This is a genomic window from Variovorax sp. SRS16, from assembly GCF_901827165.1.
Taxonomy (GTDB): Bacteria; Pseudomonadota; Gammaproteobacteria; order Burkholderiales; family Burkholderiaceae_C; genus Variovorax.
Genome location: NZ_LR594666.1, coordinates 2,172,243 through 2,186,937, shown reverse-complemented (window position 1 = coordinate 2,186,937; position 14,695 = coordinate 2,172,243). Strand labels below are relative to the sequence as shown.

11 protein-coding genes are annotated in these 14,695 nt (G+C 69.0%); 8 read left to right on the top strand and 3 right to left on the bottom strand.

Annotation, left to right across the window (positions count from 1 at the left end; all coding sequences use genetic code 11):
• The first annotated feature begins 21 nt into the window (after positions 1-21).
• The 8 genes from E5P2_RS10585 (at position 22) to E5P2_RS10550 (ending at position 9,135) form a co-directional block, all read left to right on the top strand.
• Positions 22-1,473, top strand: coding sequence for a M81 family metallopeptidase (locus E5P2_RS10585; RefSeq protein ID WP_162567045.1), 1,452 nt, complete (start codon positions 22-24; stop codon positions 1,471-1,473).
• 52 nt (positions 1,474-1,525) lie between these two features.
• Complete coding sequence (locus E5P2_RS10580) at positions 1,526-3,106, top strand: ABC transporter substrate-binding protein (protein ID WP_162567044.1); 1,581 nt, start codon at positions 1,526-1,528, stop codon at positions 3,104-3,106.
• A 25-nt stretch (positions 3,107-3,131) separates the two neighbouring features.
• The gene (locus tag E5P2_RS10575) at positions 3,132-4,067 is read left to right on the top strand and encodes an ABC transporter permease (protein ID WP_162567043.1); all 936 of its coding nucleotides are present in this window, start codon (positions 3,132-3,134) and stop codon (positions 4,065-4,067) included.
• Between the two features lie 2 nt (positions 4,068-4,069).
• Positions 4,070-4,963, top strand: a complete 894-nt coding sequence (locus tag E5P2_RS10570; protein WP_162567042.1) for an ABC transporter permease — start codon at positions 4,070-4,072, stop codon at positions 4,961-4,963.
• On the top strand, positions 4,960-5,994 hold the full coding sequence (locus tag E5P2_RS10565; RefSeq protein ID WP_162567041.1) for an ABC transporter ATP-binding protein: 1,035 nt from the start codon (positions 4,960-4,962) through the stop codon (positions 5,992-5,994). Before E5P2_RS10570 ends, E5P2_RS10565 begins: the two co-directional genes overlap by 4 nt.
• Positions 5,991-6,971: an ABC transporter ATP-binding protein gene (locus tag E5P2_RS10560; protein WP_162567040.1), complete on the top strand. Its 981-nt coding sequence runs from the start codon at positions 5,991-5,993 to the stop codon at positions 6,969-6,971. Before E5P2_RS10565 ends, E5P2_RS10560 begins: the two co-directional genes overlap by 4 nt.
• A gap of 96 nt (positions 6,972-7,067) precedes the next feature.
• Positions 7,068-8,540 (top strand): N-acyl-D-amino-acid deacylase family protein, encoded by a 1,473-nt coding sequence (locus E5P2_RS10555; protein WP_162567039.1) that lies wholly within the window; start codon positions 7,068-7,070, stop codon positions 8,538-8,540.
• A gap of 43 nt (positions 8,541-8,583) precedes the next feature.
• Complete coding sequence (locus tag E5P2_RS10550) at positions 8,584-9,135, top strand: hypothetical protein (RefSeq protein WP_162567038.1); 552 nt, start codon at positions 8,584-8,586, stop codon at positions 9,133-9,135.
• Positions 9,136-9,216: 81 nt separating this feature from the next.
• On the opposite strand, the gene E5P2_RS10545 is transcribed toward E5P2_RS10550, so the two are convergent.
• The 3 genes from E5P2_RS10545 to imuA are packed head-to-tail and all read right to left on the bottom strand — an operon-like array spanning position 9,217 to position 14,657.
• Entirely contained in the window at positions 9,217-12,594 is a 3,378-nt protein-coding gene (locus E5P2_RS10545) for an error-prone DNA polymerase (protein ID WP_162567037.1), read from the bottom strand.
• Positions 12,587-13,891 carry a DNA polymerase Y family protein gene (locus tag E5P2_RS10540; RefSeq protein ID WP_162567036.1) on the bottom strand — a complete coding sequence of 435 codons (1,305 nt, stop codon included), beginning with the start codon at positions 13,889-13,891 and terminating at the stop codon, positions 12,587-12,589. Before E5P2_RS10540 ends, E5P2_RS10545 begins: the two co-directional genes overlap by 8 nt.
• A complete protein-coding gene (gene imuA, locus E5P2_RS10535) occupies positions 13,860-14,657 on the bottom strand; it encodes a translesion DNA synthesis-associated protein ImuA (protein ID WP_162567035.1) in 798 nt (265 codons plus the stop codon). Before imuA ends, E5P2_RS10540 begins: the two co-directional genes overlap by 32 nt.
• Between the last annotated feature and the right edge of the window lie 38 nt (positions 14,658-14,695).

The window sequence follows — 14,695 nt, the reverse complement described above, 5'->3', positions numbered from 1 at the left end:
CATCCATCAGGAGTCCTCGCCGTGCGTGTCTTCAGCGGATCCCTCGCCACCGAAACCAACACCTTCGGCCCGATGCCGACCGGCCTCGCGTCCTTCAAGGACCGCGGCTACTACCCGGCCGGTCAGCATCCCGACCGCATGACCATGTTCTCCGGCCCGCTGTGGGCCGCACGCCTGCGCGGCAAGGAGCGCGGCTGGACGCTGATCGAGGGCATGGTGGCCGGCGCGCAGCCCAGCGGCACGACCACGCGCCAGGCCTACGAGATGCTGCGCGACGAACTGCTGGCCGACCTGCGCGCCGCGCTGCCGGTCGACATGGTGCTGCTCGGCCTGCACGGCGCGATGGTGGCCGACGGCTATGACGACTGCGAGGGCGACCTGCTGCAGCGCGTGCGCGCGATCGTCGGGCCGAAGGTGGTGGTCGGTGCCGAGCTCGATCCGCACAACCATATGACCGCCGAGATGACGGCGAGCGCCGACCTCCTGATCGCGTTCAAGGAATATCCGCACACCGACATCCTCGAACGCGGACTCGAACTGGTCGATCTTTGCTTTGCAATGGTCGAAGGCAAGATCAAGCCTGTGCATGCCGTGGTCGACACCGGCATGGTGGTGATCATGCACACCTCGCGCGAGCCGGCGCGCGGCTTCGTCGATCGCATCCAGGCGCTCGAAGGCAAGGACGGCGTGCTCTCGATCTCCATTTCGCATGGCTTCCCGTGGGGCGACGTGCCCGAGATGGGGACCAAGGTGCTGGTCTACACCGATGGCCGGCAGGCCGAGGCCGATGCGCTCGCGCGCCGGCTGGCCGACGAACTGATCGGACTGCGCGATGCGCTCACCGTGCGCTATCCCGACATCGACGCCGCGCTCGACCAGGCGCTGGCCTTCGACGGCGCGCCGGTGGTGCTGGCCGACGGCGCCGACAACCCGGGCGGCGGCGCGGCCGGGGATTCGACCTTCATGCTGCGCCGCATGGTCGAGCGCGGCATCGGCAACGCGGCGCTCGGCCCGGTGTGGGACCCGGGCGCGGCGCGCATGGCCTTCGAGGCCGGCGCGGGCGCGCGCCTCGCCTTGCGCATCGGCGGCAAGATCAGCCCGCTGTCGGGCGATCCGATCGATCTCGAATGCACCGTCAAGGCGCTGTGTCCCGAGATGGTGATGACCGGCCTGGCGAACACGCCGATCGCGCTCGGCGACTGCGCGCTGGTCGAGGCCAAGGGGATCGAGATCGTGCTGACCACGCTGCGCAGCCAGGCGATGGGCACCGACCTCTTCACGCAGCTGGGTTGCGACCTGGCGGCGAAGAAGATCATCGTCGTCAAATCCTCGCAGCACTTCTACGCCTCCTTCTCCAAGGTCGCGAAGCATGTGATCTATGCCGGCGCGCCGGGCTCGGTCACGCTCGATCTGTCGACCCTGCCCTATCGCAAGGTGCGGCGGCCCAGGTGGCCGCTGGATGCCGCGGCCTGATCGCCGATCCGCTGTTCCCTGTTCCATTCGCCACCTCACCGGAGACCCGAAGATGAAACGACGCACGCTCGCCGCCCTCGCCACGCTGGGCGCCCTGCTCCTGGCCGGCGCCGGCCTTCCCGCTCTGGCGCAGACCAAGACGCTCAAGGTCGTCGCGCATGCCGACGTGAAGATCCTCGACCCGACTTTCACCACCGCCTACATCTCGCGCAACTTCGGCTACATGGTCTACGACACGCTGTTCGCAGAGGACGCGAGCGGCACGCCGAAGCCGCAGATGGTCGACAAGTACACGAGCTCGAAGGACGGCAAGCAGTGGAGCTTCACGCTGCGGCCCGGCCTCAAGTTCTCCGATGGGAGCGCGGTGACTTCGGCCGACGTGATCGCCTCGCTGCAGCGCTGGGGCGCGCGCGACAGCCTGGGCCGCGCGATGGGCACGGCCGGCGCCGAATGGAAGGCGGTCGACGCCAACAGCTTCACGCTCACGCTCAAGGAACCCTTCGGCATGGTGCTCGACGCACTGGCCAAGCCCTCGGGCTATCCGCCCTTCATCCTTCCCGAGCGACTCGCCAGGATGCCGGCCACCTCGCCGCTGTCCGAGGTGATGGGCTCCGGCCCCTACATCTTCAAGCGCGATGAGTGGGTGCCGGGCAACAAGGCGGTGTTCGTGCGCAACCCCAACTACGTGGCGCGCAGCGAGCCGCCGAGCGGCCTCGCGGGCAGCAAGAAGAGCCACTTCGACCGCGTCGAGTGGCTCTATCTGCCCGATGCCAACAGCGCCGTCGCAGCGCTCAAGCGCGGCGAGGTCGACTACATCGAGCAACTGCCGCCCGACTACATCACGCCGCTGCGCACCGACCCGAACGTGAAGATCGGCAACGGCGGCGCGTACCAGGGCTTCCTGGTCTTCAACCAGTTGCATGCGCCCTTCGACAACCCGAAGGTACGGCAGGCACTGCTGATGGCGGTGAGCCAGGAACGCTTCACGGCCGCGATGGGCTACCCGCTCGACATGCGCGTGACCTACTGCGCGACCTACTTCATCTGCGGCGGACCGAACGAGACCGATGCCGGCGCCGACCCGTACCGCAAGCCCGACATCGCGAAGGCGAAGAAGATGCTGGCCGATGCCGGCTACAAGGGCGAGAAGGTGGTGCTGCTGGTGCCGAGCGACATCACCTACCTCAATGCCGAGGCGCTGATGGCCGCGCAGACCATGCGCAGCATCGGCATGAACGTCGACATGCAGACCATGGACTGGGCCTCGATCGGCGCGCGCCGCGCCAAGCGCGATGCACCCGAGGCCGGCGGCTGGAGCATGTATGTGACGGTGGCCGGTGAATTCGACGTCAACTCGCCGGTCACCAACGCCTACCTGAGCGCGGCCTGCGGCACCACCCTGCCCGGCTGGCCCTGCGACAAGCCGCTCGACGAACTGCGCAGCGCATGGATCAAGGAGACCGTGCCGGCCAGGCGAAAGGAGCTGCTTGACGCCTTCCAGAAGCGCGCCTACGAGGCCGTGCCCTACATCAACGCCGGCCAGTACTCGGCCGCCTTCGCTGCGCGCGCCGACCTGAAGGGCATCGACAAGCTGTGGGCCGGCATGCCCAACGTCTGGGTGCTCGACCGCTAGAAGCCCAAGGCTGCATCGCACATCCATGGGCTATCTCGCCAGACGCCTGCTCTCGACGCTCCCCGTGATGGCGGTGGTGGCGGTGGTGGTGTTCCTGCTGATCCATCTCTCGCCCGGCGATCCGGCCGCGCTGATCGCGGGTGATCTCGCCACCGTCGACGACATCGCCAAGCTGCGCACCGCGCTGGGCCTGGACCAGCCGCTCTGGCAGCAGTTCGTGCTCTGGCTCGGCAAGCTCGCGCGCGGCGACCTCGGCACCTCGATCTTCACGCAGGTGCCGGTGACGCATCTGCTCGCGCAGCGGCTGGAGCCGACGCTGTCGATCGCGCTGCTGACCATGCTGCTCACGCTCGTGGTCGCGGTGCCGCTCGGCACACTGGCGGCGCACCGCGCGGGCAGCTGGGTCGACCGGCTGGTGATGCTGTTTGCGGTGCTGGCGTTTTCGGTGCCGGTGTTCCTGGTCGGCTATCTGCTGGTCTATGCCTTCTCGATCCGGCTGCCATGGTTTCCCGTGCAGGGCTACGTGCATTTCGCCGAGAGCCCCGGCGGCTGGCTGCGCAGCCTGGTGCTGCCCTGCGTGAACCTCGCGCTGGTCTACATCGCGCTGGTCACGCGCATGACGCGCGCCACCGTGCTCGAGGTGCTGCACGAGGACTACATCCGCACCGCGCGCGCCAAGGGACTGGGCGTGCTGCCGGTGCTGGGCCACGCGCTGCGCAATGCGGCGATACCGATCGCGACCACGGTCGGCGTCGGCATCGCGCTCTTGATCGGCGGCGTGGTGGTGACCGAGACGGTGTTCGCGATTCCCGGCGTCGGCCGGCTGGTGATCGAGTCGGTGCAGCGGCATGACTATCCGGTGATCCAGAGCGTGCTGCTGATCTCGGCCGGGGTCTATGTGCTGATCAATCTGCTCATCGATCTCAGCTACCGCTTCTTCGATCCCCGCATCCAGTACTGACCATGTCCGCCGCCTTGCCCATGACCGATGCCGCGGCTTCCGCCGCCGACGACACGCCCTTCGTCCCGCCGCGCTGGCGCTGGGTGCGCAAGAACCCGACGCTGATCATCGGCGCCCTGCTGCTGATCGCGATCGCGCTGCTGTCCATCGGCGCGCCGTGGATCGCGACCCATGATCCGCAGGACATCGACCCGCTCGCGCGCATGCAGCCGGCCTCGGCCGAGCACTGGTTCGGCACCGACGCGCTCGGCCGCGACGTGTTCAGTCGCGCCGTGTGGGGCGGGCGCGTGTCGATGGTGGTGGGCCTGTCGGTGGCGCTGCTGGCGACGGTGTTCGGCGTGCTGCTCGGCCTCACGGCCGGCTTCGTGCGCTGGACCGACGGCTTCATCATGCGTGTGATGGACGGGCTGATGGCGATCCCCGGCACGCTGCTCGCGATCGCGCTGATGGCGGTCACGCAGGCCAGCCTGACGACCGTGATCGTCGCCATCACGGTGCCCGAGGTGCCGCGCGTCGCACGGCTGGTGCGCTCGCTCGCGCTGACCCTGCGCGAGCAGCTCTACGTCGAGGCCGCGCATGCGGTCGGCACACGGCTGCCGGTGATCCTGCTGCGCCACGTGCTGCCCAACATCGTGGCGCCGCTGGTGGTGCAGGCGACCTTCGTCGCGGCATCGGCAGTGCTGACCGAGGCCGTGCTGTCCTTCCTCGGCGTCGGCGTGCCGGCGCAGACGCCCAGCTGGGGCAACATGATGGCCGAGGGCCGCAACTTCGTCGCCGTGGCCTTCCACATCATCCTGTACCCGGGCATCCTGCTGGCGCTGACGGTGCTGGCCATCAACCTGCTGGGCGACGGGCTGCGCGATGCGCTGGACCCCAGGCTCGCGAGGCAGCTATGACGCAGCCGCTGTCGCGCATCGCGCTGGCCCCCGACGAACCCCTGCTCGAAGTGCGCGAGTTGCGCACGCACTTCGACACGCTCGCGGGCACGGTGCGCTCGGTCGATGGCGTGTCCCTCACCGTGTGCGCCGGCCGCACGCTGGGCGTGGTCGGCGAATCGGGCTGCGGCAAGAGCGTCACCGCGCTGTCGATCCTGCGCCTCGTGCCCACGCCGCCGGCGCGCGTGAGCGGCACGGTGCGCCTGCGCGGCACCGATCTGCTGCAGCTGAGCGAACGCGCGATGCGGCAGATCCGCGGCAACCGCATTTCGATGATCTTCCAGGAGCCGATGACCTCGCTGAACCCGGTGCTGACCGTCGGCCGGCAGATCGCCGAGACGGTGCAGCTGCACCAGAAGGCGAGCCGCGCCGAGGCGCTGAAGCGCGCCGTCGAGATGCTGCGCGTGGTGCAGATCCCCGAGCCCGAGCGGCGCGTCGACGAATACCCGCACCAGCTCTCCGGCGGCATGCGCCAGCGCGTGATGATCGCGCTGGCGCTGGCCTGCAACCCCGAGGTGCTGATCGCCGACGAACCGACCACTGCGCTCGACGTGACGATTCAGGCGCAGATTCTCGACCTCATCAAGCGGCTGCAGAAGGAACTCGGCATGGGCGTGGTGATGATCACGCACGACCTCGGCGTGGTGGCCGAGAGCTGCGACCGCGTGATCGTGATGTACGCGGGCCGCAAGGTCGAGGAGGCCGACGTGCTCGACCTGTTCGACCGGCCGCTGCATCCCTACACGCGCGCGCTGATGGCCTCGATGCCGTCGATGAATGGCACCGGCACGCGGCTCGCGGAGATTCCGGGCCTCGTGCCCGCGCCGCACGAACTCGGCCGCGGCTGCGCCTTCGCGGCGCGCTGCCCGCATGCGGATGCGCGCTGCATGGCCGAGACGCCGCGGCTCGTCGCGCGCGGCGGCGATCACACGGCGGCCTGCTTCGCGGTCGAGGAAGGCCGCGTCGACTGGGCGCAGGAGGCTGTCGCATGAATGCCGACGTCCTGCTGAAGGTCGAGCAGCTCCGCAAGCACTACGTCTCGCCACAGCGCTGGCTGTCGAAGCCCAAGCCGCCGGTGCAGGCGGTCGACGATGTCTCCTTCACCGTGGCGCGCGGCGAGACGCTGGCGCTGGTCGGCGAATCGGGCTGCGGCAAGACGACCACCGCGAAGTCGGTGATGAGATTGGTCGAGCCGACTTCGGGCTCGGTGAAGCTCGATGGCGAAGAGCTGGTGGGACTTTCGCCCGGCGAGATGCGCCTGCGCCGGCGCGAGCTGCAGATCATCTTCCAGGATCCGTATGCGTCATTGAACCCGCGCCTGTCGGCGGGCGACATCGTGGCCGAGCCGCTGAAGAACTTCGGCATGCGCTCGGGTGCCGAACGCCGCGAGCGTGTGCAGTGGCTGTTCGCCAAGGTGGGCCTCAGGCCCGAGGCGGCGAAGAAGTATCCGCACGAGTTCTCGGGCGGCCAGCGGCAGCGGCTGGGCATTGCGCGCGCACTCGCGCTCAACCCGAAGCTGATCGTCTGCGACGAGCCGGTGTCGGCGCTCGACGTGTCGGTGCAGGCGCAGGTGGTCAACCTGCTGATGGACCTGCAGGCCGAGCTCGGCATCGCCTACCTCTTTGTCGCGCACGACCTCGCGGTGGTGCGCCACATCAGCCATCGCGTGGCCGTGATGTACCTCGGCCGCATCGTCGAAGTGGCGGACCGCGACACGCTGTTCTCGGCACCGCGCCATCCCTACACCGAGATCCTGCTGTCGGCCGTGCCGGTGCCGAATCCGCGCACGCCGGCCCGGCGCATTCTGTTGCAAGGCGATCCGCCGAGCCCCGCGAATCCGCCTTCGGGCTGCCGCTTCCATACGCGCTGCCCGTTGGCGCAAGCCGTGTGCAAGGAGCAGACGCCGGCGTTGACCGAGCGGCCTTCGGGTTCCGTCGGCGGCCAATGGGTGGCCTGCCATTTCCGCTAGCGGCTCCTCGACAACGACGCGACCCTTTCCATCGCCCGGCGCCCTCACCCCCGCCCTCTCCCAAAGGAAGAGGGAGCAAGACGCAAAGGACTTCCCATGACGCAAACACCTTCCCACTTCGATCTCCTGATCCGCAACGGCACCGTCATCGACGGCACCAAAGCCCCGCGCTTCGATGCCGATGTCGGCATCACCGATGGACGCATCGCTGCCATCGGCGACCTCTCGCAATGCACGGCCGTGCAGACGCTCGACGCCACCGGTCGCATCGTCGCCCCCGGCTTCATCGATTCGCACACGCACGACGACCAGGCCGTTCTGTCGCAGGCCGCGATGCCGTTCAAGATCTCGCAGGGCGTGACCACCGTGATTGCCGGCAACTGCGGCATCAGCGCCGCGCCGCTGCGCGCGGACATGGATCTGCCGATGCCGCTGAGTCTGATCGACTCGCCACCCGAAGGCCGCTTCACCACCTTCGCGGCGTACCTCGACGCGCTGCGCGCCACACCCTCGTCGGTCAACGTCGCGGCGATGGTCGGCCACTCGACCTTGCGCGCGGTCACCATGTCCGACCTCGACCGCCCCGCCAACGATCAGGAGATCGCGGCCATGCAGGCGCTGGTGGAGGAAGCGATGCAGGCCGGCGCGATCGGCATGTCCACCGGTACCTTCTATCCGCCCGCAGTGAAGGCGACGACCGAGGAGATCATCGAAGTCGGCCGGCCACTCAGCGCCCGCAAGGCGCTCTACGTGACGCACATGCGCGACGAGGCCGACAAGGTGATGGACGCGCTCGAAGAGACCTTCCGCATCGGCCGCGAGCTCGACATTCCGGTGGTCGTGTCGCACCACAAGGTCCAGAACACGTCCAACTTCGGCCGCTCGAAGACCACCCTGCCCTTCATCCGCGAGACCATGAAGCACCAGTGCGTCTCGCTCGACTGCTATCCCTACACCGCGGGCTCGACCATGATCCGCACCGACCGCGGCATGCTCGAGGGCCGCGTGCTGATCGCCGACAGCCAGCCGCATCCCGAGTGCGCAGGACGCGACCTCGACGACATCGCGAAGGAATGGGGCGTCGCGAAGGACGAGGCCGCGCGCCGCCTGCAGCCCGGCAGCGCGATCTACTTCCTGATGGACGAGAACGACGTGCAGCGCATCCTCGCCTTCGACGAAACCATGATCGGCTCGGACGGCATTCCGGTCGGCGAGAGCCCGCATCCACGCCTGTGGGGCACCTTCCCGCGCGTGCTCGGCCACTACAGCCGCGATGTCGGTCTGTTCCCGCTGGAGACCGCGGTGTGGAAGATGAGCGGGCTCACCGCGCGCAACTTCGGCCTGCACGGGCGCGGCACGCTGAAGGTGGGGCACCATGCCGACATCGTGGTGTTCGATGCCGCGACCGTGCGCGACGCGGCGAACTACAGGACGCCGACCTTGCCGGCCGAAGGCATCGACTGCGTGATCGTCAACGGCGCCGTCAGCTGGCGGCACGGCACCCACAGCGGCGCGCGCAACGGGCAGGTGATCGTGCGCCGGGACGGGGTGCCGCCGAGGACGCACTGAGCAAAGGGCACGAGAATGGGCGTGCCGCATCAGCGGCCCCCTCATGACCACCAGCACCACCATCCAGTCCCGGCGCAAGATCATCGTCATCGTCCTGCTGTGCCTGGCCGCGGCCGGCGCCCTCGTGCGCCAGTTCGCCGAACCCGGCACGCTGCGCAACATCGGCACGCTGATGATGCTGCTGTGGCTGCCGGTCATCGGCAACATCATCAGCTGGCTGGTGGCGCGGATCCGGCGCCCGGCCGCACCCGGGGCCGCGAGCTTCGAGGCGGGCGCGCCGTTCCAGCCGCACGCGCTGGTCGAGCTCACGCTGCGCACGCCGATGCTGCCTTCCGAGGACACGCCGATCCTCGCGGGCGAACATCGCTGCGCGCTGGTGATCGACAACGAGGGCTTCTCGGCGCGCTGGTTCGTGGCACCCGGCGAGACCTTCCGGCGCGGCGTGGCACAGACGCTGGACGTCGAGTTCCTGGCGCCGGCGCTGGCGCTGGCGCGCTTTCAGCCGGGCGCGGCGTTCCGGATGCTGGTCGGCGAATCCTTCGTGGGCGATGGCCGGGTGCTGCGCAGCAACAGCTCAAGCGACACGAAGACGTGACCGATGCCGATGCCGCTGCGTCCGGTGATCACGATGCGGGCACGGTGACTGACGGGTCTGTCTGAGCACTCGGGCTCGATCTCAGTGGAAATCGCGGCTCCTGTTGCTCTCTGCCAGCCGGCCGAGCAGCGGCGTGAGGTCCCTGAAGCCGGTGGCCACCAGGTGGCGCACCTCGCCACCGCTGTCGACGTCGCGCTGCCACGTGCCCTGCACCGCGAGCAGGTGCGAGCGCAGCAGCGGCTCGCGCCAGGCCTCGACCACATGGTTCCAGACGATCACGTTGACGTTGCCGGTCTCGTCCTCGAGCGTGACGAAGATCGTGCCCTTGGCGGTCTGCGGCCGCTGGCGCCCCATGACGATGCCGCAGGCGCGCGCGGTCTGGCCGTGCGGCAGCGCGCGCAGCTGCTCGGCGCTCAGCAGCTGCATGCGCGCGAGGCGCGGGCGCAGCAGCGCCAGCGGATGGCGGCGCAGCGTGAGGCCGAGCGAGGCGTAGTCGCCGGTGATCTCCTCCGCTTCGGGCGCGGCGGGCAATTGCAGCGCGCGCTCGTGGATGGGCACGCCCTTGAGCAGCGCCGGCGAGCGCTTCTGCGCGGTCGCGTCCCAGACCTGCTGGCGGCGATGGCCCGAGAGCGTGATCAGCGCATCGGCGGCGGCGAGCGCGGCCATGTCCTTGCCGTCGAGCTCGGCGCGCAATGCGAGGTCTTCGGTGCTGGTGAAAGGCGATGCGTCGCGGGCGTCGAGCAGGCGCTGGGCGCCGGCCTCGCTGAGGCCACCGATGCGACGCAGGCCCAGGCGGACGGCAGGTTGGTGGGGGTTGCCTTGGCGGTGGGCGAAGCGGGGCGTTGCGTGGGGCGGAGGCTGCGGCCCCCATCCCAGCCTTCCCCCAGAGGGGGAAGGAGGAACAGCCGGGAGCTCTAGGGTGCAATCCCAGCGGCTGCACGTGACGTCGACCGGTCGCACTTCGACGCCATGGCGCCGCGCGTCCTGCACGAGTTGCGAGGGGCTGTAGAAACCCATCGGCTGCGCATCGAGCATTGCGGCCAGGAAGCACGCAGGTTCGTAGTGCTTGAGCCAGCAGCTCACCGTGACCAGCTTCGCGAAGCTGGCCGCATGGCTTTCGGGAAAGCCGTATTCGCCGAAACCCTGCACCTGCTTGAAGATGGCTTCGGCGAAGGCGGGGTCATAGCCGTTTCTTTTCATGCCACCGACCAATGGCTCGTAGAACTTCTCGACTCCGCCCTTTCGCTTCCACGCGGCCATCGAGCGGCGCAGGCGATCGGCCTGGTCGGGCGTGAACTTGGCCGCGATCATCGCAATCTGCATCACCTGCTCCTGGAAGATCGGGATGCCGAGCGTGCGTCCGAGTGCAGGGATGAGATCCGGATAGGGGTAATCGATCTGGGCGCCCTTGCGCAGCTTCTCGCGGTTCTTGAGATACGGATGCACCATGCCGCCCTGGATCGGACCCGGCCGCACGATCGCCACCTCGATCACGAGGTCCTGGTAGCTGCGCGGCTTGAGGCGCGGCAGCATCGACATCTGCGCCCGGCTCTCGATCTGGAACACGCCGATGGTGTCGGCCTCGCAGATCATGTCGAACATTGCCTGGTCGTCCTTCGGTATCTCGTGCATCTGCAGCGTGCTGGCACGCCAGCTGTTGACGAAATCGAGGCTGCGCCGGATCGCGCTCAGCATGCCGAGCGCGAGCACGTCGACCTTGAGCATGCCCATGGCCTCGAGGTCGTCCTTCTCCCACTGGATGACGGAGCGATCCTTCATCGATGCGTTCTCGACCGGCACCAGGCGCGTGAGCCTGCTCTGCGTGAGCACGAAGCCGCCGACATGCTGGCTCAGGTGGCGCGGAAAGCCCTTGAGCTGCTGCGTGAGCTCGATCCACTGGTGCAGCTTGAGCCGCTCTTCGCGCACGCCCGCACGTGTCATCGCCTCGTCCATGCGTTGATCGAGGATGGCTTCGTCGAACCAGTAGTGATCCTTGGCGAATTCGTCGATCAGCCGCTCGTCGATGCCGAGTGCTTTGCCGACGTCGCGCAAGGCGCTGCGCGAGCGATAGCAGATCACGACGGCGGCGATGGCTGCGCGTTCGCGGCCATACTTCTTGTAGATGTACTGGATGACTTCCTCGCGCCGCTGGTGCTCGAAGTCGACGTCGATGTCGGGCGGCTCGTGGCGTTCGCGGCTCAGGAAACGCTCGAACAGCAGGTGGCCGGTTTCGGGGTCGATCGCGGTGATGCCGAGGCAGAAGCAGACCGCCGAGTTGGCGGAGGAGCCGCGGCCCTGGCAGAGGATGTCCTCGCTCCTGGCGAAGCGCACGATGTCCTCGACCGTCAGGAAGAACATCTCGTAGTGGAGTTCGATGATCAGGTCGAGCTCGTGCTGCACCTGCGTGCGCACCTGCTCGGGAATGCCCTCGGGATATTTGTCGCGCGCACCTTCCCAGGTCTTGCGCACCAGCGTCTGCGCCGGCGTCTCGCCGTTGCCGACGTTTTCCAGCGGGTACTGGTAATGCGCGCGGATCTCGTCGAGCCCGAAGGTGCAGCGGCGCATCACCTCGAGCGTGCGGGCGAGCAGCGCGCGCGGGAAGATGTCGGCCAGCCGCTTGCGTGAACGCAGATGGCGCTCGGCATTGGGCTGCAGCGCGAAGCCGCATTCGCCGACCGGCTTGCCCTCGCGCACGGCGGTGATCACGTCCTGCAGCGGCTTGCGCGAACGCACATGCATGTGCACGTCGCCCGCGGCCACGAGCGGCAGGCCGGTGCGCTCGCCCAGCGCATGCAGCGTGGCGAACCAGAGGTCGTCGTCCCATTCGTTGGGCATCTCGACCAGCAGCCAGGGCGTGTGCCCGAACAGGCCGGCAATGGTTTCCACATCGGCCTGCAGCGACGGCAGGTCGAAGATTCCGCCCGACGACGCGCGGCGCGGCACGAGGAGGATCTCGCAGTGGCGCAGCGAGGCGATGTCGCTGTCTTCGAGGCTCACGTGGTAGTCGCCCTTGGGCGCGCGGGTGCGCGCGGCAGTGATGAATTCGCACAGGTTGCCCCAGCCTTCGAGGTCGTGTGCGATCGCGACCAGTCGGAAGCGCTCGAACATGAACTCGCTGCCGTACAGCACGCGAAAGTCCGGGTTGCGCGGATGCGGCGGCAGGTCGGGATTTTCGCGGTCCTGCTCGTCGAGCAGTTCGAGGTAGTCCTTGAGCCCCGTGTGGGCGCGCACCACGCCGGCGACCGAGCATTCGTCGGTGATCGCGAGCGCCGCGTAGCCCAGCTCGTAGGCGAGCGCCACGAGTTCCTCGGGCGCCGATGCGCCGCGCTGGAAGCTGAAGTTGGAAACGCAGTGCAGTTCGGCATAGTCCGGCAGTTCGCGCACCGGCTTCGCGGCCGCCGGCAGCACATGCACCTTCGACATGCGGGCGCGCAGTTGCTTGTCGCTGAGCTCAGGCATAGAGGCCCTGCAGGTACCAGCGCACTTCGTCCGATGCGAAGCAGGCCGAGGGCCGCTCGCGGTAGATCCACACGAGGCCGGCTTTCGGGCTTTCGGCGATGTAGTAGTCGCGCACGGCCGGCCGGCCATCGGCCCACCAGCCGGCTTCCAGCCGCTGCGGCCCGACCAGCCTGCGCAACGCCCCCTGGTAGCAGGGGTACTCGCCCTGCATCTCCAACTGCAGCGGCTCGCGCAACAGCCATGAAGGGTAAGGCGGCTCCGGCCGCGAAGGCGGCGACGGGGCATCGGTTCGCTTCGCATGCAAGGCCGGCTGCCATGCCTGCCGATGCTCCGGCCGGTGATCGGCCCGTGCGACCGCGCTCAGCACCTGCCCTGCGCCGAGCCGCGCGCTGAGCCGCTCGACCAGTTCGTGCAGCTTGTCGCCCTTGCGGTTGTCCTCGGGCAGGAAGCTCGTGCTCGCGCCGGCCCACGGCGTGGTTTCGAGCGAGCGCAGGCGCAGCCAGCTGGCCGGCGCCGCCAGCCAGGTGAGCGCGAGCCGCTCGGCCATCAGTCGGCGCAGGTGCGCCATGTCCTGCGTGGGCTCGGCCGTGCGCACGATGATCTGCTGGTGCGGCGGCAGGTCGACGCCTTCCAGGCGCTTCAGGTCCAGCGTCCATTGCAGCTCGACCGCGACCGCGCCGCGCTGCCGCGCGCGCAGCCAGATCTGCAGCGCGGCCAGCAGGCGGTTGGCCGACCACATCAGCTCGGGCGCACCTTCGGCCAGGGCGGGCAGCTCGATCTTCTGCTCGAAGACATCGGGCAGCGTGAGCCAGCGATGGCTTTCGGGCTGCAGGCCATAGGCCGCATCGAGCGCCGCGCGCAATTCCTTGCCGAAGCGGCGCGTGAGCCCGGCGCGCGGCAGCGCCGCCACCTCGCCCCAGGTGCGGCAGCCCAGGTGCACCAGCACGTCGAGGTGATCGTGCGCCGCGCTCAGGGTGTCGAGCGGCAGGCCGCAGGGCAGCTCGGCAGGCGGCGTCTCGCCGCGCGCGAACAGACGCAGCCGTGCGAGCGCGATCAGGCTGGTCGCGCCCTGGGCCTGCTGCACGCGCACCGGCGCTGCCGGGTTCGTGCCCGCAATCAGGCGCATCAGCGCCAGACGGCCGCCCCACAGCCGCTCGCAGGCCGAGACTTCGAGCAGCAGCGCCTCGTCGACCCAGGCGACGCGCGGCGTGAAGCCCAGCGCCCACCAGCCCAATGCTTCGGGAGTCGGCAGGACGGCATCGCCCTCAGGCAGCCACCGCAAGGCGATCCAGTGCATGCGCTCCTCCTTTCCATGCCTCGATGCGCACCACCGTGGCCGTGCCGGCGGCCGGTTCGACGCCCTCCTGCTGCTGCCGCAGCTTGCGCCGCAACTGGCTGCCCGCGAGCAGCGCCGCCATGCGCTCGCTGCGCGCAGGCAACTGCACCGGCGAGGCCAGCGGCGGGCCGCGGCGCTTGAGGATGCGGATGTCGATCTGCGTGCGGTCCTGCTCGCAGGTGGCCAGCTGCAGGCGCAGGCGTGCCGGGGAGGTCGAATACGCCGCGCTCTCGGGCCGGAACACGAACAGCAGCGCGTCGTGCTGCGCCGCCGCGAGCTGCAGCCGCCGCAATTCGCCCACGCGCGCCTGCGGCAGCCAGGCCAGCACGGCGGCGATGTCGGCACAGCGAAGCGCCTGCTCGCAGGCCCAGAGCCGCGCAGCGGGTGCCTCGCTGCGCACCCACAGCAGCGCCTCGACCGGCAGGCCGTGCGCCGCCAGTGCCGGACCGAAGGGTTCGTGCGGCGCGCCGATCAGCGCCACCGGCCCGGTGCTGCCCTGCACCGCCTGCGCCAGCGCGGGCAGCAGCAGTTGCCAGGCATGCGCCTCGGGCGCGGTCTGCAGCAGTTCGGTCAACGCGCCGACCGGCCAGCCGCCGCCGGGCAACTGCGCATCGAGCGCGGCATGGCCGGTGCCGATGACCTGCGCGTCGGACAGGCCCAGCTCGTCGCCGCACCAGACGTGGTGGCGGGCGGCAGGGGAAAAGGAGTCGAAGGAAGGGAGGCCCATGATGGATTGGATGACTGTATTTTTATACAGCATTCTCT

Bases quoted from the DNA above. Each gene is read 5' to 3' on its own strand.
- E5P2_RS10580 (WP_162567044.1), top strand. From the start codon at position 1,526: ATGAAACGACGCACGCTCGCCGCCCTCGCCACGCTGGGCGCCCTGCTC.
- E5P2_RS10575 (WP_162567043.1), top strand. From the start codon at position 3,132: ATGGGCTATCTCGCCAGACGCCTGCTCTCGACGCTCCCCGTGATGGCG.
- E5P2_RS10570 (WP_162567042.1), top strand. From the start codon at position 4,070: ATGTCCGCCGCCTTGCCCATGACCGATGCCGCGGCTTCCGCCGCCGAC.
- E5P2_RS10565 (WP_162567041.1), top strand. From the start codon at position 4,960: ATGACGCAGCCGCTGTCGCGCATCGCGCTGGCCCCCGACGAACCCCTG.
- E5P2_RS10560 (WP_162567040.1), top strand. From the start codon at position 5,991: ATGAATGCCGACGTCCTGCTGAAGGTCGAGCAGCTCCGCAAGCACTAC.
- E5P2_RS10555 (WP_162567039.1), top strand. From the start codon at position 7,068: ATGACGCAAACACCTTCCCACTTCGATCTCCTGATCCGCAACGGCACC.
- E5P2_RS10550 (WP_162567038.1), top strand. From the start codon at position 8,584: ATGACCACCAGCACCACCATCCAGTCCCGGCGCAAGATCATCGTCATC.
- E5P2_RS10545 (WP_162567037.1), bottom strand. From the start codon at position 12,594: ATGCCTGAGCTCAGCGACAAGCAACTGCGCGCCCGCATGTCGAAGGTG.
- E5P2_RS10540 (WP_162567036.1), bottom strand. From the start codon at position 13,891: ATGCACTGGATCGCCTTGCGGTGGCTGCCTGAGGGCGATGCCGTCCTG.
- imuA (WP_162567035.1), bottom strand. From the start codon at position 14,657: ATGGGCCTCCCTTCCTTCGACTCCTTTTCCCCTGCCGCCCGCCACCAC.